General features: G+C 55.8%; 1 pseudogene. It reads left to right on the top strand.

The annotated features are described in order from the left end of the window. Positions 1-126: 126 nt before the first annotated feature. Positions 127-710, top strand: a pseudogene (locus DQ230_RS16930) (IS3 family transposase); the annotation flags it as partial.

The following is a 710-nucleotide window of genomic DNA, read 5'->3' as shown; positions in this document are numbered from 1 at the left end:
CCGACGGCGAATGCCATCGGCCGTAGAGAGAACTTCGATTTGAGGGCGGTAAATGAAATCGGACATAAGGCCGGACTTATCATCGGATCGTAGCCGAAGTCAGACGGCCCCCGCCGAAGCCTTACGAACCGCATCCTCAAGGAGGAGAGGGAAATCTTAAAAAAGGCAACACAGTTCTTCGCGGGCCAAAAGCCATGAGGTTTAGGTTCATTGAAGAACACCGTGATGCGTTTTGCGCCAACCGGATGTGTGCTGTGCTGGATGTGAGCGCCCGTGGTCTGCGTGCCTATCGCAGCCGACCTGCGAGCCAAAGGCAACGGACTGACATGATTGTTCTGGCGCACATCAAGGAGCAGTCTCGTCTCAGCCTGGGCAGCTACGGTCGTCCACGAATGACCGAAGAGTTGAAGGAGCTTGGCCTGAGCGTCGGGCATCGACGTGTTGGTCGGTTGATGCGCGAGAATGGCATACGGGTTGAAAGGTCAAAGAAATACAAGGTGACAACCGACAGCAGCCACGCCTTCAACATTGCGCCCAATCTCCTGAACCGGGACTTCCAAGCAGATTACCCGAACCAGAAATGGGCTGGCGACATAAGCTATGTGTGGACGCGCGAGGGGTGGCTGTATCTGGCTGTCATCCTTGACCTGCATTCTCGGCGCGTGATCGGCTGGTCAGTAAGCAATCGGATGAAGCGTGATCTGGCGATC

Source organism: Roseovarius dicentrarchi, assembly GCF_003316635.1.
GTDB classification, from domain to species: domain Bacteria; phylum Pseudomonadota; class Alphaproteobacteria; order Rhodobacterales; family Rhodobacteraceae; genus Roseovarius; species Roseovarius dicentrarchi.
Note: the sequence above shows the minus strand (reverse complement) of the source record. Positions and strands in the feature narration are given on the sequence as shown.